This is a genomic window from Kitasatospora sp. GP30, assembly GCF_029892145.1.
In the GTDB taxonomy this organism is placed as follows: domain Bacteria; phylum Actinomycetota; class Actinomycetes; order Streptomycetales; family Streptomycetaceae; genus Kitasatospora; species Kitasatospora acidiphila.
The window spans coordinates 250,922-269,937 of record NZ_JARZAH010000004.1; the positions used below are offsets into that span (position 1 = coordinate 250,922).

The following is a 19,016-nucleotide window of genomic DNA, read 5'->3' on the forward strand; positions in this document are numbered from 1 at the left end:
GGCCGTCCCCTGCCGAGGGGGCGGCCACCGCCGTTGTCTGTCCGACCGCTGTGGTACCACTGAGACCGAGATGAGCAGCGAGAACGCCCCCGAGAACGGGCAGCCGGAGCAGTTGGCGCTGATCCGCGAAACGGTCCGCCGGGCCAAGCCGCGCACCTGGCGGGGGGCGCATCTGGCCGAGGAGCTGCCGGTCGCCCGGGTCGTGGTGGACAAGGGCCTGCTCCACCTCGACCGGTACTACGACTACGCCGTCCCGGTGGCCATGGCCGAGGCCGCGCAGCCCGGGGTGCGGGTGCGGGTGCGGTTCGGGGCCCGCATGACCTCCGCCGGGCGGCGCGAGGGCGGCGAGCTGCACGACGGGTTCATCGTGGCCAGGCTGCCCGCCAGCGACTACCCCGGGGTGCTGGCACCGCTGGCGCAGGTGCTGTCGCCGGAGCGGGTGCTGACACCCGCGCTGCTGGGGCTCAGCCGGACCATCGCCGACCGCTACGCCGGCACCCTGGCCGACGTGCTGCAACTAGCCGTGCCGCCACGGCACGCCAAGGCCGAGGCCGAGCCGTCACCGGCGCCGCTGCCGCCGCCCCCGGTGCCCGACCCGGGCAGCTGGCGGCGCTACCAGCAGGGCCCGGAGTTCCTGGCCGCACTGGCCGGCGGGCACGCGCCGCGCGCGGTCTGGACGGCGCTGCCCGGGCCGACCTGGCCCGAGGAGATCGCCCGCGCGGTGGCCGGCACCCTGGCCGGCGGGCGCGGCGCCCTGGTCGTCCTGCCGGACGGGCGGGCGGTGGCGCGCGTCGACAAGGCGCTGGTTCGATTGCTGGGCGACTCGGACCGCCACGTCGTCCTCACCGCCGACCTCGGGCCGCGCGAGCGCTACCGGAACTGGCTCGCCGTCGGCCGGGGCTCGGTGCACGCCGTGATCGGCACCCGGGCGACCGTCTTCGCGCCCGTGCACGACCTCGGCCTGCTGGTGGTCTGGTCGGACGGCGACAGCAGCCACAGCGACCCGCGCGCCCCGCACCCGCACGTCCGCGAGGTGGCGCTGCTCCGTGCGGCCGAGGAGGGTGCGGCCGTGCTGGTCGGCGGCCTGTCGGCGACCGTCGAGGGCGCCCAGCTGCTGGCCACCGGCTGGGCCCGCCCGCTGGTCGCCGAACGGGCCGTGGTGCGCGCCACCGCCCCCCAGGTGCGCACCGTGACCGACACCGACCAGGCCCGGGACGCGGCCGCCCAGGCCGCCCGGCTGCCCACGGTGGCCTGGCAGGCCGCCCGCGAGGCGCTGCGCTCCGGCCCGGTCCTGGTGCAGGTGCCCCGGCGCGGCTATGTGCCCCGGCTGGCCTGCGAGCGCTGCCGCGAACCCGCCCGCTGTGCGCACTGCGCCGGACCGCTGGAGGCCGTGAGCGCCGGGCAGGCATTGCGCTGCGCCTGGTGCGGGGTCGAGGAGGCCGACTGGCACTGCGTGGAGTGCGGGTCCTTCCGGCTGCGGGCGCAGGTGGTGGGGGCGCGGCGGACGGCGGAGGAGCTGGGCAAGGCGTTCCCCGGGATCCCGGTGCGGACCTCGGGGCGGGAGGCGGTGCTGGCCGAGGTGTCGGGGGAGCCGGCGCTGGTGATCTCCACGCCGGGGGCCGAGCCGGTGGCCGAGGGCGGCTACGCGGCCGCCCTGCTGCTGGACGGCTGGGCGCTGCTGAACCGCCCCGATCTGCGCGCCGCCGAGGAGGCGATGCGGCTCTGGCTGGCGGCGGCCGCGCTGGTGCGGTCGGCGGAGGAGGGCGGAACGGTGGTGGTCGTGGCCGAGCCGACGGCCCGCCCGGTGCAGGCGCTGGTCCGCTGGGACCCGCTCGGGCACGCCGAGTCGGAGCTGGCGGAGCGGGCGCAGCTGGGTTTCCCGCCGGTCTCCCGGATGGCCTCGGTCACCGGCACGCCGAGCGCGGTCGAGGATCTGCTGGGCGTGGCCCGGCTGCCGGAGGGGGCCGATGTGCTGGGCCCGGTGCCGCTGCCGCCGCTGCGGGGTGAGGAGCAGGAGCGTGCGCTGCTTCGGGTGCGCCCCGGGCAGGGCGGTGTGCTGGCGGCCGCGTTGAAGGCGGCGCAGATCGCGCGGCTGGCGCTGCGGGGGTCGGAGCCGGTCAAGGTGCGGATCGATCCGCCGGACATCGGGTGACGCCTGCGCGGGGAGTCGACGGCTAGCGAGCGGGTGTCGCCTGCGCGGGAAGTCGGGTGAGCCGACTTCCCGCGCAACTCTCGTCAGGCCAACGGGAACTGACGCCTCGTCAGCTGTGCACCCCGTGCCGGTCCAGCCCGCCCTGCCGGGCCGCCGGGACGGTGCGCGCCAGGCCGCCGGGTGCCGGCTGCGGCGCCTCGTCGTCACGCGGGGCGCTGGTGGGGGGCAGCGGCGCCCCCGCGCCCGGGCCACCCGGCAGCGCGCCACCGGCCGCGCCCAGCAACTCGGAGGCCGAGCGCCGCATCCCGTACCGCCGGTGCACCGCCTGCTTGGTCACCCCGAGCGCCGACCCCACCGAGTCCCAGGAGAACCCCAGCGCCCGGTCGAACTCCACCGCCGCCGCGACCAGCGTCTCCACGCTCTCCCGCAGCTCCTGGGCCAGCCGGACGGTCGGCGCGGGCGCCCGCCCGTAGACCACGAAGCCGCCGGAGCTGCTGGGGCGGCGCGGGCGGTAGACATTGCCCAGCTGGGCGGTGAGGGTGCGTAGGGCGTCCACCTGGCGGCGGACGCGTTCGATGTCACGCACCAGCAGGTGCAGGCTGGCCCGCGCCCGGGTGTCGTGGTTGATCTGCTCGGCCATTGTGCTCAGGCCACCTTCCGGAGTGACTCTCCTTGTTGGTCAATCTCACTTGACCAACGCGGGACCATGCCCCGGGGTCACGCGTACCGCACCAACTAGACTGACAAGCTGTGCCGTCTGAAAGGGAGCTGCCCGTGGCGATCCAGCCGATCCGGATCTTCGGCGACCCGGTGCTGCGCGCCAAGGCGCAGCCGGTGACCACCTTCGACAAGGAGCTGCGCACCCTGGTCAAGGACCTCACCGACACCATGCTCGATGCCCCGGGTGCCGGCCTGGCAGCCCCTCAACTGGGCATCTCGCTACGGGTGTTCACCTATCACGTGGACGGCGTCACGGGGCATCTGATCAACCCCGACCTCAGCCTCAGCGAGGACGAGCAGGAGGGCCCCGAGGGCTGCCTCTCGCTGCCCGGTCTGCGGTTCGACACCCGGCGCGCCCACGGCGTGGTGGCCCGCGGCTTCAACGAGTACGGCGACCCGGTGGCCATCGAGGGCACCCAGCTGCTGGCCCGCTGCATCCAGCACGAGACCGACCACCTGGACGGGATCATCTTCATCGACCGCCTCGACCGGGAGCTCCGCAAGGAGGCGCTGCGCGCCATCCGCGAGGCCGACTGGGGCGGGCAGCCGGCCCCCGAGGTGCGGATATCCCCGCACAGCACCTTCGGCCCGATCAGCTGAACCCTTCCTGACCCACCCCTGCTACTGCTTCTGCCACCTCTGAAAGGCCGTCATCTTGCGTCTCGTCTTCGCCGGCACCCCCGACGTCGCCGTCCCCGCCCTGGAGGCCCTGCTGGCCTCCGACCGGCACGAGGTGGTCGCGGTGGTCACCCGGCCCGACGCCCCCGCCGGGCGCGGGCGCAAGCTGGTGGCCAGCCCCGTCGGGCAGCGGGCGGCCGAGGCCGGGATCGAGGTGCTCAAGCCGGCGAAGCCCAGCGACCCGGAGTTCCTCGCCCGGCTGACCGAGCTGGCGCCCGACTGCTGCCCGGTGGTCGCCTACGGCGCACTGCTGCGCGAGCCGGCCCTCGCCATCCCCAAGCACGGCTGGGTCAACCTGCACTTCTCGCTGCTGCCCGCCTGGCGCGGCGCGGCGCCCGTGCAGCACGCCGTGCTGGCCGGCGACCAGGTGACCGGCGCATCGACCTTCCTGATCGAGCGCGGTCTCGACTCCGGCCCGGTCTACGGCGTGATCACCGAGGAGGTCCGGCCCACCGACACCAGCGGCGGGCTCCTCGACCGGCTCGCCCGGTCCGGCGCCGGCCTGCTGGCCGCCACCATGGACGGCATCGGGGACGGCACCCTGATCGCCCGCCCGCAGCCCGTCGACGGCATCACCCTGGCCCCGAAGATCACCGTCGAGGACGCCCGGATCGACTGGTCCCACCCCGCCCTGCGGATCGACCGGGTGGTGCGCGGCTGCGCCCCGGCGCCCGGCGCCTGGACCACCTTCCGCGGCGAGCGGCTGAAGGTCGCGGGCCCGGTCAAGCTGCTCCCCGGCCAGACCGAGCTGGCCGCCGGCGTGCTGGCGGTCGGCAAGAACAGCGTCCGGGTCGGCACCGGCAGCCACGAGATCGAGCTCGGCGAGGTGCAGCCGCAGGGCAAGAAGGCGATGCGGGCGGCCGACTGGGCGCGCGGGGCCCGCATCGAGAGCGGTGAGCAGCTCGGGGACTGATCGTCGCCGTACAGTTGACCTCGATAGCGCCGCAGCACATTAAGGCATCACCGTGAGCACACCCAGCGCCAAGCGCCCCGCCCGCCCGCACCGCCGCCCCAAGAAGGACCCGGCCCGGATCACCGCCTTCAAGGCCCTGCGCGCCGTCGACGAGCGCGACGCCTACGCCAACCTGGTGCTGCCGCCGCTGCTGCGCGAGGCCGAGAAGCAGGGCATGGAGCGGCGCGACGCCGCACTGGCCACCGAACTGGTCTACGGGACGCTGCGCCAGCAGGGCAGCTATGACGCGATCATCGCCGCGTGCATCGACCGCCCGCTGCGGGAGGTCGACCCGCCGGTGCTCGACGTGCTGGCGCTCGGCGCCCACCAGCTGCTCGCCACCCGGATCCCGACCCATGCGGCGGTCTCCGCGACCGTCGAGCTGGCCCGGGTGGTGCTGGGCGACGGGCGGGCCAAGTTCGTCAACGCGGTGCTGCGCCGGATCAGCGCACAGGACCTGGACGGTTGGATCGCCCAGGTCGCCCCGCCGTACGAGGAGGACGCCGAGGACCACCTCGCCGTGGTCCACTCGCACCCGCGCTGGGTGGTCGCCGCGCTCTGGGACGCGCTCGGTCGCTGGCAGCCGGACACCGCCGGGCGGGCCGCGATCGAGGAGCTGCTGCGGGCCGACAACGAGCGCCCCGAGGTCACGCTGGTGGCGCGGCCGGGGCGGATCGCGGTCGAGGAGCTGGCCGAGCAGGTGGAGGCCGGTTCCGCGGGCCGCTGGTCGCCGTACGCGCTGCGCCTGGCCGAGGGCGGGGACCCGGCCGAGCTGACGGCCGTGCAGCAGAACCTGGCCGGCGTGCAGGATGAGGGCAGCCAGCTGGTCGCGCTCGCCCTGGCCAACGCACCGGTGGAGGGCGGCGACCGGCTGTGGCTGGACGCCTGCGCCGGCCCCGGCGGCAAGGCCGCGCTGCTCGGCGCGCTGGCCGCCGGGCGCGGCGCCGCCCTGGTGGCCTCGGAGCGGCAGCCGCACCGGGCCCGGCTGGTGGCCCGCGCCCTGGACGGCAACCCCGGCCCCTACCAGGTGATCACCGCCGACGGGACCAAGCCCGCCTGGCGGCCCGGCAGTTTCGACCGGGTGCTGGTCGACGTGCCGTGCTCCGGGCTGGGTGCGCTGCGCCGCCGTCCCGAGGCCCGCTGGCGCCGGCGCCCCGAGGACATCGCCGGATTCGGCCCGCTGCAGCGGGAGTTGCTGCGCTCGGCGCTGGCGGCGGTGCGGGTCGGCGGCGTGGTCGGCTATGCCACCTGCTCGCCGCACCTGGCGGAGACCCGCAGCGTGGTGGACGACGTGCTGCGGGACCGGGGCGACGTCGAGTGGGTGGACGCCCGCCCGCTGCTGCCGGGCGTGCCAAGCCTCGGCGACGGGCCGGACGTTCAGCTCTGGCCGCATCTGCACGGCACCGACGCCATGTATCTGGCGCTGTTGCGACGAACCTCCTGACGCAGCCTCACCCCCTCCCGTAAGGTGAGCCGGGAGGGGGTTCTTTCGTGGACAGTCGATCGGATGCCGCGACGGATCGGCTGGTCCGCCGGTTCGCCGAACTGCTGGGCGCGGCGCTGCCGTTGACGGCGCTGTGGGCGCACGGGTCGCTGGCGCTCGGCGACTACCAGCCCGGGCGCAGCGACCTGGACCTGCTCGCGGTGCTGGAGCGGGCGCCGGACGCCGCCGAGCGGGCCCGACTGGTCGAGCTGCACCGGCAGTTGGAGCGGGAGTCACCGCTGGCCGAGAAGCTGCACTGCTCCTATCTGCTGCCGGACCGGCTGGCCGACCCGGCGCTGAAGCATCTCACCTGGGCGCACCGGGAGTTGTTGGAGCGGCCGGTGACACCGGTGACCCGGCGCGAGCTGGAACTCGGCGGCCGCTGCTATCTCGGCCCGGCACCGGGGGAGTTGCTGCCCCCGGTGGGGGAGGCGGAGCTGTCCCGGTCCATCCGGGCCGACCTCACGGAGTTCTGGCTCCCCGCCACCGCGTACTGGCTCCGCTGGCGGCGTGACGACTGGGTGGACGTCGGGCTCTTCACGTTGGCCCGGGCGAGCGTCACCCTGCGGGACGGCAGGTTGCTGACGAAGAGTCAGGCACTCGAAGTACTACCGGAGTTCGGCGTCTCGACGGAGCTGCTGGCGGATGTGCGCCGACGCCGGCACGGGCAGCCGGTGGCGACCGGGTGGCGCTGGCAGTCGCGGCGGGCGGCCGAGACGCGGCGGGTGATGCGGCGCGGGATCGGCCAGGTCATGGCCGATCACCGCTCCTGACCGCGGATCAGCCGCGACGGCGGGCGTAGACCTCGATCTCGATCTTCATCCGGGGGTCGGCCAGCCCGCAGACCATCATGGTGGCAGCCGGCTTCACCTCGCCGAAGGCCTCGCGCAGCACCGGCCAGCAGGGCTCGAAGTCGGCGCGCTCGGGCAGCAGGTAGCGGACCCGGACCACATCCCGGAAGTCGCAGCCGGCCTCGGTCAGGGCCGCGCCGATGTTGCGCAGGCACTGCTCCGCCTGCTCGGTGACGTCGGGGGATATGGTCATGGTGGCGTAGTCGAACCCGGTGGTGCCGGAGACGTGCACCCAGTCGCCGTCCACCACGGCGCGGGCGTAGCCGATCTGCTCCTCGAAGGTGGAACCGCTGAGAATTGCGCGTCGCTCAGTCATGATCACGACGCTAGGGGAGGGGCGGGCGCGCGGTCCAGCGTTCTCGGTGTTGCGCGCCTAACAGTCGTTCAACAGTTGCACGACAGCCGCACGAAAGGCGCACGAACGGCGCGCGAAAGGCGCACGCCCATGACGGTCAGGCCTGGAACAGTACGGTGAGCAGCCGGTCGAGGAAGCGCTCGAACGAGGCGCCGGCGTCGGGCGGTGGACCGCCCGAGCCCAGTGCGGCCGTCAGGTTGGGGTAGCCGCCACCGGCTGCCACCTGGCCGAGGTAGCCGGCCAGTTCGAGCTGCCAGCGCTGCGGACTGGTGGCGGCGGCCGTGGTGGCGCGCTCGAAGTCGGCGAACTGGCAGACCGACCCGTTGAGCATGGCCAGCGCCTCCATCTTGGCGCCGCCGCTCAGCTCGAACCCGGCCACCGCGCCGAGGAAGAACTCGGTGACGCGCAGGCTGTTCGGTCCGATCGACGGCCGCTGGCGGATGACGGTGGTCACCCAGCGGTGCCGGCGCAGGATGTCCATCTGCTGGTGGGCCAGCATCCGCAGGTCGGCCCGCCAGTCGCCGCTCGGTGCGTCCGGCAGCTGGTACTCGGCGACCACCGCATCCAGCATCAGGTCGAACAACTGCTCCTTCTTGGGCACGTAGTTGTAGAGAGACATGGTGCCCGCGCCCAGCTCGGCGGCGATCCGACGCATCGTCACCGCCTCCAGTCCCTCGGCGTCGGCCAGGGCGACCGCCGCCGCCGCAATGGAGGCGCGGCTGTGCGCGGGGCGCGGCCCGCGGCCGGCCCGCTCGGGGCGCAGCCAGATCAGTTCGGGGCCCGCGTCGGAGCGGGTGGGGTGGGCCGAGTCCGCTGGTTCTGCGGAGTCGGCTGGGGTCTTGCGGGACGGCACGGACGATCACCTCGGGCCCCATCTTACGAAGTCGATCGCCATGCGCGGGGTTAACCCCGTACCACGTACGTAGTACGATGCTTGCACAAGCGCTTCTACGTACGATGTACTTAGAGAGAGGGCAGAGCCATGACCCACGAACCCGCCGCAGCCGCCGACCTCGCCGTCCGGGCCCAGGGCCTGGTCAAGCGGTACGGCAGCACCACCGCGCTGGACGGCCTGGACCTCGCCATCCCGGCCGGCACCGTCTACGGCCTGCTCGGACCCAACGGCGCGGGCAAGACCACCGCGGTGCGGATCCTCGCCACCCTCGCTACTCCGGACGAAGGAAGCGCCACCGTGGCCGGCTACGACGTGGTCCGGCAGGCCGAGCGGGTCCGCGGCAGCATCGGCCTGGCCGGCCAGCACGCCGCCGTGGACGAGGGCCTCACCGGCCGCGACAACCTCCACCTGGTCGGCCGGTTCCACCACCTCGGCGCCCGCGAGGCCCGCCGCCGCAGCGCCGAACTGCTGGAGCGGTTCGACCTCGCCCACGTCGCCGACCGGCTGGTGCGCGGCTACTCCGGTGGCCTGCGCCGCCGCCTGGACCTGGTCGCCTGCCTGGTGACCCGCCCGCCCGTACTCTTCCTGGACGAGCCCACCACCGGCCTCGACCCGCGCAGTCGCGGCGAGATCTGGGACGCCGTACGGGAGTTGACCGAGACCGGCACCACCGTGCTGCTCACCACCCAGTACCTGGACGAGGCCGACCGGCTCGCCGACCAGGTACTGGTGATCGGCCAGGGCCGGGCGATCGCCGACGGACCACCAGAGCGGCTCAAGGCCTCGATCGGCGCCCGGGTCGAGGTGGCCGTTGGCAACGCCGCCGAACTACCGGAAGCCCAACGGGTGTTGGCTGCGCTGACCGAAGGCGAGCCGATCGCCGATCCGCACCGCCTGCTGGTCGAGGTGATCTCCCGCCCCGGCGTCGAGGTCTCGCTGCCCACCGTGGTGCGGGAGTTGGACGCGGCCGGCGTCACGGCCCGTGACGTCGCGCTGCGCACGCCCACCCTGGACGACGTCTTCCTGGCGCTCACCGGCGCCGACAGTGCCGTGGCGGGCGCCGCCGACGGCGACACCGACGGCGCTGCTCACAGCCGTGCGGCGGAGGTGGCGGCCTGATGAGCAGCCTCGTCCTGCGCCCCACCGTCGACGCCGCCACCTCGGCCCGCCGGATCCTGCTGCACTACCGCCACTCGCCCGGCCTGGTCGCCGCCTCGCTCGCCGTGCCGGTGGTGATGGTGGTGGTCTTCGGCTATGTCTTCGGCAGCGCGATGACCGTGCCCGGCGGCAACTACCGCGAGTTCCTGATGCCCGGTCTGCTGGCGATGACCGCCGTCAACGGTCTGATGCCCACCATGGTCGGCACCGCGCGCGACCTGGACCGGGGCGCGGCCGACCGGATCCGCTCGATGCCGGTCTCGCGCGGCGGCGTGCTGCTCGGCACCGCGCTCGCCGACCTCATGGTCAGCGTGGTGGTGATGGCGCTGCTCGCCGCCGTCGGCCTGGCCACCGGCTGGCGGGCGCACCGCGGCATCGACCACGCGCTGGCCGGGTTCGGCCTGCTGCTGCTCTTCCGCTTCGTGATGACCTGGTTGGGTACCTGCCTGGGCTTGCTGGCCGGCCGGGAGGAGGTGGCCGGTCAACTCTCCATCCTCACCTTCCCGGTGGCGATGGTGACCAATACGTTCGTGCCCACCGCCGGGATGCCCGGCTGGCTGCGGGTGGTCGCCGAGTGGAACCCGGTCAGCTCGCTGGTCGCCGCCTGCCGTGAACAGTTCGGCAATCCCGGTGGTGCGGCCACCGGTTGGCCGCTCCACCACCCGCTGGTGGCCTGCCTGGGCTGGACCGTGCTGCTGCTGGTGGTCTGCACGCCGCTGGCCGTCCGGGCCTACAGCCGGCACGGCCGCTGACCACTGAGAGGCCATCAGGGACCGGCTCGTCAAAGCCCGGTCCATGAAGGACCCGTTCGGCAAAGACCGGTTCATCGACGAGCAAGTCCCCTGGACAAAGCGGTCGGTGCGCCCGAGGCTTGGATCATGGAATACACCTACCTCGGCCGCACCGGCCTCAGCGTCTCCCGGCTCTGCCTCGGCACCATGAACTTCGGTCCGCAGACCGAGGAGGCCGACGCCCACCAGATCATGGATGCTGCCCATGGGCTGGGCATCAACTTCTTCGACACCGCCAACGTCTACGGCGCGGTTCGCGGCGAGGGCATCACCGAGCAGATCATCGGTCGCTGGTTCGCCCAGGGCGGCGGCCGGCGCGAGAAGACCGTGCTCGCCACCAAGCTCTACGGCCCCACGGGCGACTGGCCCAACCAGCGCGGCGTCTCGGCCCTGGCCATCCGCCGCGAGGTGGAGGCCAGCCTGCGCCGCCTGCAGACCGACCACATCGACATCTACCAGATGCACCACATCGACCGTCAGACTCCGTGGGAGGAGGTCTGGCAGGCGATGGAGACCCTGGTCGCCCAGGGCAAGATCCTCTACGTGGGCTCCAGCAACTTCGCCGGCTGGCACCTCGCCCGCGCCCAGGAGGCCGCACGGGCCCGGAACTTCCTCGGCCTGGTCAGCGAGCAGTCGCACTACAACCTGCTGAACCGCGCGGTCGAGCTGGAGGTGGCGCCGGCCGCCGAGTACTACGGCATCGGGCTGATCCCGTGGTCCCCGCTGGGCGGCGGGCTGCTCGGCGGGATGCTGGGCAAGGAGCAGCAGGGGAAGCGCCGGCAGGGCGAGCGCGCGGTGGAGCAGTTGGAGAAGCACCGCCACAAGATCCAGGCGTACGAGGACCTCGCCGCGGAGCTCGGCCACCAGCCCGCCGACCTCGCGCTCGCCTGGCTGCTCAGCCGCCCGGCCGTGACCGCACCGATCATCGGCCCGCGCACCATCGAGCAGTTGAACGGCATGCTGGGTGCCCTCGATCTGACGCTGGACCAGAAGACCCTGGACCGGCTGGACGAGATCTTCCCCGGCCACAAGACGGCGCCGGAGGACTACGCCTGGTGAGCCGGATGCGGGGCTCGGCCGCTGGGCCCGGCCGCTGGGCGCGGCCGGGGGTGCGGCCGGGGTGCGGGTCCGGGATGCGGGCGGGCGGCCCGGCCGTTGCCAGGGTCGGGTCAGCCGTGCTGCGGGAGGCTAGAAAGCGAGCGCTTTGGCGACCAACTCCGCCGAGAGCGCCCGCAACTGCTGCCTGGCCCCGGGGTCGTAGGCCTGGGCATGGGCGCGGGTCGGCTGGGTGCCGTTGAAGTAGCGGCCGCCGACCGCACCGGCCTCGCCGGTCACCAGGCGCATGGTCGCGTCGACCCCCTCGTCGACCGTGCTCCACGGCTCGACCCCGGCCTCGCGGACCATGGTGGTGGCCATGTAGCTGGCCGGGTGCAGCGCGTTGACGCTGACCGCGGACCCCTCGGCGGCCAGCCGCTCGGCCAGATCGAAGGTGAAGAGGATCTGGGCCAGTTTGGCGCGGCAGTAGGCGGTGCCGCCATTGAAGTCGCGGGTCAGCTGCGGGTCGGCGAAGTCGATCGGCGCCTGTCCGGCTGACGAGACGTTGACGATCCCCGCCCGGCTTTCGCCCGAGGGGATCCTCGTCGCCGGCGCGGCCCTGAGGCGGTCCAGCAGGCGGTTGGTCAGGTGGTAGCCCGCCAGGTAGTTGACGGCGAACAGCAACTCATAGCCATCTGAGCTGAGTTGGCGCTCGGCGCCGGGTGCGCCGCCACCGATGCCGGCGTTGTTGACCAGGACGTCCAGCCGGTCGAAGTCGCGCAGCACGGTATCGGCGAGCCGGTCGACCTGGCGCAGCTCGGCGAGGTCGGCCAGCCGGATCTCGGCGGCGCCGCCCTTGGCGCGGACCTGGCGGGCGACCTCGGCGGCCCGCTGCTCGGAACGGCCGTGCAGGATCAGCAGGGTGTCCGGCGCGGCCAGGCGCAGAGCCAGGCCGCGGCCCAGTCCGTCGGTGGCGCCGGTGATCAGGATGGTGCGGGGGGATGACACGGTTTCAGCTCCCGGAAGCACACAGTTTCGAGTCAGTATGTATCGTAAGGCTACAGCCAAGGGACGTGGTGGGGATTTTCATGGACATCGCACACGCCGACCCGCGACTCGCCGCCGCCTATGAGCGCGGCAACGACCTGCCGGGCGCCTCACTGCGCGCCTGGGCCCACCTGATAACCAGTCAACTCGTCGATGCAGACCGCATCCTGGAGGTCGGCGCCGGCACCGGAATCTTCTGCGCCGCACTGGCCGAGCAGGTGCCGCAGGCCGAGATCGTCGGCGTCGACCCGAGCGAGCCGATGCTCGCCGAGGCCGCCCGGCACCACGGCCACCCCCGGGTCCACTACCGGCTCGGCACCGCCGACGCCCTGCCGCTGGACGCCGGCAGCTGCGACGCGGCGCTGCTCTCCCGCGTGGTGCACCACCTGCCCGACCGGCCCGCCGCCGCTCGCGAGCTGGCCCGAGTGCTGCGCCCCGGCGGGCGCGTGGTGATCCGCACCACCGTGCGCGAACGCCTCGACTCCCCGGTCTACCGCTACTGGCCCGAACTGCTCACCCACGACGCCCGGCGCTTCCCCGCCGAGGCCGAGCTGCTCGCCGACTTCACCGGCGGCGGCCGGTTCGCGGTGACCCGGGTGTTCTCGTTCGCCCAGCCGATCGCCCGCAACCTGGCCGAGCTGCGCGACCGGTACGCGCTGCGCGCGGAGTCCAAGTTCGGCGTGCTGAGCGAGGCCGAGTTCGCGGCCGGCCTGGCCCGCCTGGACGCGGCGGTCTCGGCGGCGCCCGTTGCTGGAGCCGATGGAGCCGATGGAGCCGATGGAGCTGGTGGACCTGCTGAACGTGAGGGAGAAGTACTCGAACGATATGACGTTGTGGTGCTGGAACGGGCCGCTGAGCCGGCCTGACCGGACCCGTTCGCGGCCGCCGGCCCGGTTCGGGAGATGATGGGACCGGGCCGGCCGACCCGGCGGGCCCAGTCGCCGAGATCCCGCCGACACCGTGCAGACATCGTGAGGTTCAACCGCCATGGCCCAGATCAGCCCCAGCATCCTGTCCGCGGACTTCGCCCGCCTCGCCCAGGAGGCCGAGGCGGTGCGGGGTGCCGACTGGCTGCACGTCGATGTGATGGACAACCACTTCGTCCCCAACCTCACCCTGGGCGTCCCGGTGGTCGAGTCGCTGGCCCGCGCCACCGACACCCCGCTGGACTGCCACCTGATGATCGAGCAGCCCGACCGCTGGGCCCCGCAGTACGTCGAGGCCGGCGCCGGCTCGGTCACCTTCCACGTCGAGGCCGCCGCCGCACCCGTCCGCCTGGCCCGTGAGATCCGCGCCATGGGCGCCCGTGCTTCGATGGCGCTCAAGCCCGCCACCCCGATCGAGCCCTACGAGGACCTGCTCCCCGAGCTCGACATGCTGCTGATCATGACCGTGGAGCCCGGCTTCGGCGGCCAGGCCTTCCTGGACATCATGCTGCCCAAGATCCGCCGCACCCGGGAGCTGATCAGCAAGCACGGCCTCAGCCTCTGGCTCCAGGTGGACGGCGGGGTCTCGGCCGGCACCATCGAGCAGTGCGCCGAGGCCGGTGCCGACGTCTTCGTCGCCGGCTCCGCCGTCTACGGTGCCGCCGACCCGGCCGAGGCCGTCCGCGCCCTGCGGGCCCAGGCCGAGACGGCCACCGCGTCCGCGCCCTGGGCCTGCGCGCACTGATTCCCCGCCCCGCTCCTCAACGCTGCCGTCATCCCGGCTGATCAGCCGTCAGCTGGTTACCGTAGTACGGTGAGCAACCTCGATCTCAAGCCCACGACCACCCTGTGCGGCGGCGACGCGAGCGCCGGTCCGACCCGCGATCTGCTGACCGGTCGGACCGTGCAGCTCGGCGAGAGCACCCAGGTGCGCCGCCTGCTGCCCACCCTGGGCCGCCGAATGGTGGGCGCCTGGTGCTTCGTCGACCACTACGGCCCCGACGACATCGCCGACGAGCCGGGGATGCAGGTCCCACCCCATCCCCACCTGGGACTTCAGACCGTCAGCTGGCTGCACGACGGCGAGGTGCTGCACCGCGACAGCCTGGGCAGCCTGCAGACGATCCGCCCGCGTGAGCTCGGCCTGATGACCTCGGGCCGGGCCATCTCGCACTCCGAGGAGTCGCCGCGCGAGCACCCGCGCCTGCTGCACGGCGCCCAGCTGTGGGTGGCCCTGCCCGACGCCCACCGGCACACCGCCCCCGCCTTCGAGCACCACCCCGAGCTTCCCACCGTCGACATCGCCGGCCTGCACGGCACCGTGATCCTCGGCTCCGTCGAGGGCGCCGCCTCACCCGGCACCACCTACACCCCGCTGGTCGGCGTCGACTTGGCCCTCACCGAGTCCGCCACCCCTCGACTGCTGCCCCTGGAGCCCGAGTTCGAGTACGCCGCCCTCGCGATCAGCGGCAGCGCCGACGTCGACGGCGTCCGCCTGGAGCCCGGCTCCCTCCTCTACCTCGGCTGCGGCCGCCGCCAACTCCCGCTCCTGGCCCGCACCGACGCCGCCCTGCTGCTGCTCGGCGGCGAGCCGTTCGAGGAGCAGCTGCTGATGTGGTGGAACTTCGTCGCACGCTCCGGTGAGGAGATCGTACAGGCACGAATGGACTGGGAGAAGGGGGTCAGGTTCGGCGAGGTGCACGGGTACGCGGGGGAGCGGCTGCCAGCTCCGGGGCTGCCGTCGACTCCGCTGAAGCCTCGCGGAAGAGCGCGCTGACCATGGGAAATGCCGCATCGACGGGTGCGCTGAGGCAAGCGTCCGACCGGCGATGCTGTTGTCATCCAGGGCTGCCGCACGGTGTGCGTGTGACTCCGTGATGAGCCAGGAGCCAGGTGTCTGCGGAAGTTGAATTGTTCTCAGGTTTACTCGCGTAGAGCAGGGTTTGCTCGTACTGATGCTGACTTTTTGCTGACTTTCCTGATGGGGCATCAGGTTATTGGGCTGGACCTCTAAGGGATTCACGGTCAACGCCGGAGCGGCCTGCTTGGAGGGCCGGCTGAGCCGCCGCGCTCTCCAAGGAAGGACATCGCCGGTGGTGGCGATAGGGGGCTCGATCCGCGGTTCCCGGCCAGGGTGCAGAACCAGGACGTGGCCCGGAGGGACGCGCTCGATGCCGCTGAAAAGGGGTCTACGGCTGGGTGCTGTTGCTGAACCGGGCGCTGACCACGGCGCCCGGCAGACCGGCGGCGTACCGGGGTAAGGGGTGGGAGGAGGTCACCGAGCAGGCTATCCGCGCCCTCGTGGCCCGAGGCGGCCCGCTGGTGGCGATCCTGTGGGGCCGCGACGCCCGCAATTTGCGCCCGCTGCTGGGCCAGGTGCCGGCGATCGAGTCGGCGCACCCGAGCCCGATGTCGGCGGACCGCGGCTTCTTCGGCTCGCGCCCGTTCAGCCGCGCCAACGACCTGCTGGGCAAGCAGGGCGCGCAGCCCGTGGACTGGCGTTTGCAGTAGATCGTGGACAGCAGCAGACGGGGCCTGGCCCGCTGGCAAGTCGAGAGGGCCCGGACTTCCCGTCCGCGAACCACCACCTTCTCCACGTTGATGAGCCCACTTTGATCACTGGCGGGTCACCGTCCGCCGCCGCAGTAGCGGTGGCGAAGTTCCTTCCACGTGGGCTGGCGGTTCTTTTGGCGCAGCCATCGTCCGACCGTCTCCGACACTGATGGAGCCCGCGTAGATGACGCGGGCTCCATCGAGTCTGGACATGCTGGCCCGGGTCGTGTGGCCACCACGTGGGGCCTACTTGCCGCCTCGGCGCTTCAGCGCCTTCGCAGCAGCTGCCATGCAGCCGATGATGGCTGAACCCAGAAGCTCAGCGGGCAGGTGAGTGAGGAGACCCTCGTACACGAGAGCGAGTCCGTGGTGCATCTGACGAGACCTCCGTGGTCCGTCGCCTTCAGGTCGAGCACCACCATGGCCCTGGCTCCTGTGGGGTTGAACGCTCCAGGACGGGGGTCAACATCTTTGGATAGCTCCCCACGACCTTGGACAAGATGGCAAGCTGAGCGGACAAGACTGGACGGTCGTGGACAGCGGGGGAAGTAGCGGTGGGAAAACCGGGGCATCTGAAGAGGCCGGCGCTGGTCGCTGGGCCGCTCAAGGTCCTGAATGACGCGCTCCACGAGTTGCACCTCAAGGCCGGCAAGCCGTCGCTGACTGAGATGGTTCGCTTGGTATCAGTGAGTCGCTCGCGTAGCGGCATCCACGGCGCCTTTTCCGGGGATACTTTGCCACGTCGCGACACGGTCGATGCGCTGGTAGGACTGCTCTGCCAACGGGCGCGTGGCTTGGACGTTGAGGCAGAGCTCAACCGATTTGATCACCTGTGGCAAGCCGCAGCTCAGTCGGCGTCAAATGCTGAATCCGCAGCGGAGAGTGGTTCCCGTCAGGTAAGTGAGAGCCGACCCAGGCGAGCGCCCGTGGTGCCCAGTGTGCGCGAGGTAGAGATTCTGGCAGAAAGGCTGACAACTCTCATTAGCGAACATGCCGGTCTTGGCATTGATGACTTTGCGAATATTGTTCAATTGAGTGATGTGGTGACCAGGGAGTATGTCAGCGGAGATCGCATTCCGCCGCAGAGCTTCCTCGACTCGCTGCTCTCTGTGCTCCGCCTCACCAGTAATCTTGATATTTGGACCGTTCAGAAGGACCTGCAGGCTCTGCGCCTTGGGGCAATTAGGGCCAAATATTCACGCGGTGATATCCACTCGTTTCAGCAGCGCATAGCTGAAGTCGATCCAAGCTCCGACACTAGGCGCGAACTTGAGGGACTGATTCAGGCTATCCAGGGTCCTGTCATACCTGCACCGCCTGCGCTCGCGGTGGTAGCGGTGGTCGAGTTGTCGATGCTCTCGTCTTTGGCGAGAGTTGAGCAGGTAGCCGCCATGCAGGCGCTGCGAGGCATCGTGTTCCAATCCTTGATCCAATATCGGCTTGGAAGTGACTTCGAACTGCAGAGTCGCGGTGACGGGTTCCTGGTCGTTTTCAGTGGCGCAGTTTCATCCAGGGAGCTGGCCTCATCGTGGGTGAACCAAATCTGGCAAGAGCTTGAGAATGTGAATGTTTCGCTCAGTCGTCCGATCTCAGTGAGGGCTGCGCTCGTAGAGGGCGCTGTCGAGCGCGGCGATCACGGCGCGTTTGGTAGTGCAGTGGTAGGCGCTTCCCGCCTCGTGAACACGGAACCTCTGAGAGACATGAGCGCACAGGAAGGCTGTGAACTGGCAGTAGCCGTTACAGACGACCTCTATCAACTGATGAGCGAGCCGGGATCGTCTGAGGGGTATATCCGGGTAGGGGTCGCAGCTAAGGAATGGGCCGCTAGTGTCTGGCTACGCTCGTTCGAGCGGCTTGGTCCGCGTCCTGGCCAAGGCTGAGCGGTCCCCACCTGTAGGGGTGGAGTCGCAGATGAAGCTATCCCTTCCCGAGAAGCTGATGTGCTGTCAGTACCTGTTGCTAGCCTGGACAACGGCATTGTCCGAAGGAGGGTGAGTGTGGGCAGCGGGCACCATGTGCGACGGCAGCTCGACCACGAGTTCTTTCAGCGCGTGCTGGGCAGCCGGGTAGCCGGAGCACCATCCAACGTGGTGGTGGATTGAGATTCCCCCGAGGTGCGGAAGGTGCTGACATGCATTCTGTTTGTCAACTATGCGAGCCGCCATGGACAGGCGGCGCGTAGCGCGAGCGCGCATCCCTCAAAGATAATTGAGCGGCCCGATCTGCGCGACCTACGGGCACTGATGCCCGCGCAGAATTAGTCAGCACCCTCTGGAAGGCCCTTTGGGTAGGCCTTACGCAACCTTCTCCTTCGAGCAGCTTCCTTTTCGGCATAGAACGCACCGAGATAGAGGATCAGCGCTTGAGCGATCACAGGCATCATCCAGACAAATACTTCACAGAATATTGAATTGACTGGCCATACCGTAATTTCTTCTCCCACTCCCACGTACCAGCCGCATGCTAGTAGGAGGTGGGCCGACCACGAGATCAGTCGGCCCCGTTTCCTTTCGGGGTCCGTGATGCCCGCCCTGTAGAGGTAGGAAACGGTCCCATAGAATGCGACCAGCCAGATCAATCCATTGCTTAGCCAGTCATCGCTCTCGCGGGCTGCGGCCTTGTATAGACCTGGACCAGCCATGGCAAATGCACAGAGCAGGACAACGCCGAAAGACACTTTGGCCGCTTGGCTGTCGAATCGGGGGTGACGTTCGTGAAAGTCGACGGAGGCAACCCCTAGCTCATACGGAATCCCCCCGATCGGTGCCTGGGAAACCGCCCTGTGACTGCCAAGCCGTCGCAGCACAATTCCGACTGACTGTCGCAAGCTCCTCGGAACATCGGTCCTTGCCCCATCACGCACCTCTATAAAGCGTGACACGCTGGCTACAAAATGATCCACAGTGGCCGCGTCAAGGATTTCATCCTCACCAATCGGGACGCTCTTAGGAGTCTCGCCCCGGCCAACCCGATCCAGGAGGTACTCGGTCATATTCACCCAGAAGAGCTTGCGAAGCTCTGGGTCATAGACCACGCCGATTACTGGAATTCGGCTCAGGGTCCAGTCTCTGAGGTGATGACGGCATGGGATTCCATACCCGGCAGGGCGCCTGTAAGCCTTACCGCTCTTCACCTGGACAGCTACGATTTCGCCGGTCCGCTCTCCGAGCCTGGTGAAGCTCAGGTAGCAGTCCTCACCCTGGTCGTTTCCACCGTCGATTTCTTGAACGATGTGACCGGCAGACTCCATCAACGAGCGAAACTCGTTTACCCCAGCCCTTTCAGTCACCCTTGTGGTGCGTACCTTGGTCATCGTGGCTCCCCCACGGCTAGTGCTCCGGCTGGCCTCATAGTATGGGCAATGGCTGACACGGGGTGGGGGTTTCTATTGGAGCGCGCGCATTGACGGATATTGTGATG

17 protein-coding genes and 1 pseudogene are annotated in these 19,016 nt (G+C 70.7%); 13 read left to right on the forward strand and 5 right to left on the reverse strand.

Going from position 1 to position 19,016, the window contains the following annotated elements; genetic code table 11:
- Positions 1-70 precede the first annotated feature (70 nt).
- Complete coding sequence (locus tag P3T35_RS09220; RefSeq protein WP_101383820.1) at positions 71-2,152, forward strand: primosomal protein N'; 2,082 nt, start codon at positions 71-73, stop codon at positions 2,150-2,152.
- Positions 2,153-2,261: 109 nt separating this feature from the next.
- Here P3T35_RS09220 and P3T35_RS09225 read toward each other — a convergent pair whose 3' ends face one another.
- A complete protein-coding gene (locus P3T35_RS09225) occupies positions 2,262-2,792 on the reverse strand; it encodes a hypothetical protein (RefSeq protein ID WP_101383821.1) in 531 nt (176 codons plus the stop codon).
- A 134-nt stretch (positions 2,793-2,926) separates the two neighbouring features.
- On the opposite strand from P3T35_RS09225, the gene def reads away from it, so the two are divergent.
- The 4 genes from def to P3T35_RS09245 are packed head-to-tail and all read left to right on the forward strand — an operon-like array spanning position 2,927 to position 6,758.
- A complete protein-coding gene (def, locus tag P3T35_RS09230) occupies positions 2,927-3,472 on the forward strand; it encodes a peptide deformylase (protein WP_101383822.1) in 546 nt (181 codons plus the stop codon).
- A gap of 55 nt (positions 3,473-3,527) precedes the next feature.
- Complete coding sequence (gene fmt, locus P3T35_RS09235; RefSeq protein WP_101383823.1) at positions 3,528-4,463, forward strand: methionyl-tRNA formyltransferase; 936 nt, start codon at positions 3,528-3,530, stop codon at positions 4,461-4,463.
- Between the two features lie 52 nt (positions 4,464-4,515).
- On the forward strand, positions 4,516-5,946 hold the full coding sequence (locus P3T35_RS09240) for a transcription antitermination factor NusB (RefSeq protein WP_101383824.1): 1,431 nt from the start codon (positions 4,516-4,518) through the stop codon (positions 5,944-5,946).
- A gap of 47 nt (positions 5,947-5,993) precedes the next feature.
- Positions 5,994-6,758, forward strand: a complete 765-nt coding sequence (locus P3T35_RS09245) for a nucleotidyltransferase domain-containing protein (protein ID WP_280704953.1) — start codon at positions 5,994-5,996, stop codon at positions 6,756-6,758.
- 7 nt (positions 6,759-6,765) lie between these two features.
- Here the strand turns inward: P3T35_RS09245 and P3T35_RS09250 are convergent, their stop codons facing one another.
- Positions 6,766-7,152 carry a RidA family protein gene (locus P3T35_RS09250; RefSeq protein ID WP_101383825.1) on the reverse strand — a complete coding sequence of 129 codons (387 nt, stop codon included), beginning with the start codon at positions 7,150-7,152 and terminating at the stop codon, positions 6,766-6,768.
- A 136-nt stretch (positions 7,153-7,288) separates the two neighbouring features.
- Positions 7,289-8,044, reverse strand: a complete 756-nt coding sequence (locus P3T35_RS09255; protein ID WP_101383826.1) for a TetR/AcrR family transcriptional regulator — start codon at positions 8,042-8,044, stop codon at positions 7,289-7,291.
- Positions 8,045-8,173: 129 nt separating this feature from the next.
- On the opposite strand from P3T35_RS09255, the gene P3T35_RS09260 reads away from it, so the two are divergent.
- The 3 genes from P3T35_RS09260 (at position 8,174) to P3T35_RS09270 (ending at position 11,094) form a co-directional block, all read left to right on the forward strand.
- Positions 8,174-9,205, forward strand: a complete 1,032-nt coding sequence (locus P3T35_RS09260) for an ATP-binding cassette domain-containing protein (RefSeq protein WP_101383827.1) — start codon at positions 8,174-8,176, stop codon at positions 9,203-9,205.
- Complete coding sequence (locus P3T35_RS09265; protein ID WP_101383828.1) at positions 9,205-9,996, forward strand: ABC transporter permease; 792 nt, start codon at positions 9,205-9,207, stop codon at positions 9,994-9,996. The genes P3T35_RS09260 and P3T35_RS09265 overlap by 1 nt, the downstream gene beginning before the upstream one ends.
- Before the next feature lie 126 nt (positions 9,997-10,122).
- Complete coding sequence (locus P3T35_RS09270) at positions 10,123-11,094, forward strand: aldo/keto reductase (protein ID WP_101383829.1); 972 nt, start codon at positions 10,123-10,125, stop codon at positions 11,092-11,094.
- A 129-nt stretch (positions 11,095-11,223) separates the two neighbouring features.
- Here the strand turns inward: P3T35_RS09270 and P3T35_RS09275 are convergent, their stop codons facing one another.
- A complete protein-coding gene (locus tag P3T35_RS09275; RefSeq protein WP_101383830.1) occupies positions 11,224-12,078 on the reverse strand; it encodes an SDR family NAD(P)-dependent oxidoreductase in 855 nt (284 codons plus the stop codon).
- 80 nt (positions 12,079-12,158) lie between these two features.
- On the opposite strand from P3T35_RS09275, the gene P3T35_RS09280 reads away from it, so the two are divergent.
- The 5 genes and pseudogenes from P3T35_RS09280 to P3T35_RS09300 all read left to right on the forward strand — a co-directional run bounded on the left by P3T35_RS09280 (position 12,159) and on the right by P3T35_RS09300 (position 17,476).
- Positions 12,159-12,983, forward strand: coding sequence for a class I SAM-dependent methyltransferase (locus P3T35_RS09280; protein ID WP_101383831.1), 825 nt, complete (start codon positions 12,159-12,161; stop codon positions 12,981-12,983).
- Positions 12,984-13,104: 121 nt separating this feature from the next.
- Positions 13,105-13,788: a ribulose-phosphate 3-epimerase gene (rpe, locus tag P3T35_RS09285; RefSeq protein ID WP_101383832.1), complete on the forward strand. Its 684-nt coding sequence runs from the start codon at positions 13,105-13,107 to the stop codon at positions 13,786-13,788.
- Between the two features lie 69 nt (positions 13,789-13,857).
- A complete protein-coding gene (locus P3T35_RS09290) occupies positions 13,858-14,820 on the forward strand; it encodes a pirin family protein (protein WP_101383833.1) in 963 nt (320 codons plus the stop codon).
- A gap of 422 nt (positions 14,821-15,242) precedes the next feature.
- A pseudogene (locus P3T35_RS09295) lies at positions 15,243-15,554 on the forward strand (uracil-DNA glycosylase); the annotation flags it as partial.
- Between the two features lie 596 nt (positions 15,555-16,150).
- The gene (locus P3T35_RS09300) at positions 16,151-17,476 is read left to right on the forward strand and encodes a hypothetical protein (RefSeq protein ID WP_143676994.1); all 1,326 of its coding nucleotides are present in this window, start codon (positions 16,151-16,153) and stop codon (positions 17,474-17,476) included.
- A gap of 377 nt (positions 17,477-17,853) precedes the next feature.
- Here the strand turns inward: P3T35_RS09300 and P3T35_RS09305 are convergent, their stop codons facing one another.
- Complete coding sequence (locus tag P3T35_RS09305; protein ID WP_101383834.1) at positions 17,854-18,909, reverse strand: DUF4365 domain-containing protein; 1,056 nt, start codon at positions 18,907-18,909, stop codon at positions 17,854-17,856.
- Between the last annotated feature and the right edge of the window lie 107 nt (positions 18,910-19,016).

Excerpts from the sequence above, each read along its gene's own strand:
- P3T35_RS09220 (WP_101383820.1), top strand. The coding sequence starts at position 71 with ATGAGCAGCGAGAACGCCCCCGAGAACGGGCAGCCGGAGCAGTTGGCG.
- P3T35_RS09225 (WP_101383821.1), bottom strand. The coding sequence starts at position 2,792 with ATGGCCGAGCAGATCAACCACGACACCCGGGCGCGGGCCAGCCTGCAC.
- P3T35_RS09250 (WP_101383825.1), bottom strand. The coding sequence starts at position 7,152 with ATGACTGAGCGACGCGCAATTCTCAGCGGTTCCACCTTCGAGGAGCAG.
- P3T35_RS09260 (WP_101383827.1), top strand. The coding sequence starts at position 8,174 with ATGACCCACGAACCCGCCGCAGCCGCCGACCTCGCCGTCCGGGCCCAG.
- P3T35_RS09265 (WP_101383828.1), top strand. The coding sequence starts at position 9,205 with ATGAGCAGCCTCGTCCTGCGCCCCACCGTCGACGCCGCCACCTCGGCC.
- P3T35_RS09270 (WP_101383829.1), top strand. The coding sequence starts at position 10,123 with ATGGAATACACCTACCTCGGCCGCACCGGCCTCAGCGTCTCCCGGCTC.
- P3T35_RS09280 (WP_101383831.1), top strand. The coding sequence starts at position 12,159 with ATGGACATCGCACACGCCGACCCGCGACTCGCCGCCGCCTATGAGCGC.
- rpe (WP_101383832.1), top strand. The coding sequence starts at position 13,105 with ATGGCCCAGATCAGCCCCAGCATCCTGTCCGCGGACTTCGCCCGCCTC.
- P3T35_RS09305 (WP_101383834.1), bottom strand. The coding sequence starts at position 18,909 with ATGACCAAGGTACGCACCACAAGGGTGACTGAAAGGGCTGGGGTAAAC.